This is a genomic window from Psychrobacillus sp. (genome assembly GCF_056205495.1).
On record NZ_JBAEAP010000584.1, the window covers coordinates 1 to 1,929 of the forward strand.

A 1,929-nucleotide genomic window follows, 5' to 3' on the forward strand; every position below is an offset into this window, starting at 1 on the left:
GTTATCGGTAGAGATCAGGAAATTCGAAATGTCATTCGTATTTTATCAAGAAAAACTAAAAATAATCCTGTCCTGATCGGAGAGCCAGGGGTTGGTAAAACCGCTATTGTAGAAGGATTGGCACAAAGAATTGTAAAAAAAGATGTACCAGAGGGCTTGAAGGATAAAGAGATATTCGAATTAGATATGAGCTCGCTAATCGCAGGAGCAAAGTATCGTGGAGAATTTGAGGAGAGACTTCAAGCAGTACTCAAGCAGATAAAAGAGAGTGAAGGAAAAATCATTTTATTTATTGATGAGATCCACACAATAGTTGGTGCCGGGAAGTCAGATGGTGCCATGGATGCGGGGAATATGTTAAAACCAATGCTTGCACGAGGAGAATTGCACTGTATTGGAGCCACTACTCTTGATGAATATCGTATGTATATTGAAAAGGATCCTGCGTTAGAGCGCCGTTTTCAGCAAGTATTAGTAAGAGAACCCTCTGTAGAGGATACGGTATCCATCCTTCGCGGTTTAAAGGAACGCTTTGAATTACATCATGGTGTACGTATACACGATCGAGCAATTGTAGCAGCATCTCAGCTTTCCAACCGCTACATTACAGAACGTTTTCTTCCTGACAAGGCAATAGATTTAATAGATGAAGCATGTGCCATGATTCGTACGGAAATAGATTCAATGCCTCAAGAGCTGGACGAGGTAACAAGAAGAATGATGCAGCTCCAAATTGAGGAGCAAGCGCTAATGAAAGAAAAGGATTCAGCTAGTAAAAAGAGATTAGAACAATTGCGTCAGGAGTTAGAGGAGTTAGACAAGTCCTCAGCAGAAATGCGTAAAAAATGGGAATCAGAAAAAGAATCCATTCAAGTAGTTCAAAAAAAGAGAGAGCTACTAGACCGCTATCGTAGAGAGCTAGAGGAAGCCGAAAATAAATACGATTTAAATAAAGCTGCAGAGCTACGACATGGTAAAATACCACCTTTAGAAAAGGAGCTTCAATCATACGAAGATGAGATAAACAATGATTATGATTCACGTTTACTTCGAGAAGAAGTCACTGCAGATGAAATTGCTCATATTATTTCAAGATGGACTGGCATCCCAGTAACTAAGCTTGTAGAAGGGGAAAGAGAAAAACTTCTCCGTCTCAAAGAAACGTTAGGAGAGCGTGTAGTTGGTCAAGATCAGGCAGTACAATTAGTGACAGAGGCTGTTTGGCGTGCACGTGCAGGTATAAAAGACCCGAATAAACCAATTGGCTCGTTTCTATTCTTAGGGCCGACTGGTGTAGGGAAAACAGAACTGGCTAAATCGTTAGCTGCTAACCTGTTTGACTCAGAGGAACACTTCATTCGTATAGACATGTCGGAATATATGGAAAAGCATAGCGTATCCCGATTAGTCGGAGCACCTCCTGGATATATAGGCTATGAGGAGGGCGGCCAGCTAACAGAGGCTGTGCGAAGAAACCCATATTCGGTAGTACTATTAGATGAAATAGAAAAGGCTCATCCAGATGTTGCTAATATTTTGTTACAGCTGATGGATGATGGAAGGATTACAGATAGTCAGGGGAGAATCGTTAACTTTACAAATACGATTGTCATTTTGACTTCCAATATAGGCTCTCAATATTTATCCAATACAACAGGGGAAGTTTCAGATACGGACGAGGAACTGGTAATGACCGCTCTTCGTGCACACTTCAAGCCTGAGTTATTAAACCGTATGGATGACATTATTATGTTCCATTCCTTAACGACTCATCACTTTGAAATGATTGCGAAAAAGTATGTAAAACAACTGCAAAATCGTCTGCTAGAGCAGGAAGTTACATTAAAGGTCGAGGAAGATGTCTACACGTGGATCGTGGAAGAGGGAACAGATGCAGCTTACGGTGCTAGACCTCTCAGAAGATTTATC

At 41.0% G+C, this 1,929-nt stretch carries 1 protein-coding gene; it reads left to right on the forward strand.

The genetic code is table 11. The annotated features are described in order from the left end of the window. The coding region (locus AC06OU_RS16495; protein WP_475857230.1) for an ATP-dependent Clp protease ATP-binding subunit at window positions 1–1,929 on the forward strand (1,929 nt) is incomplete at both ends.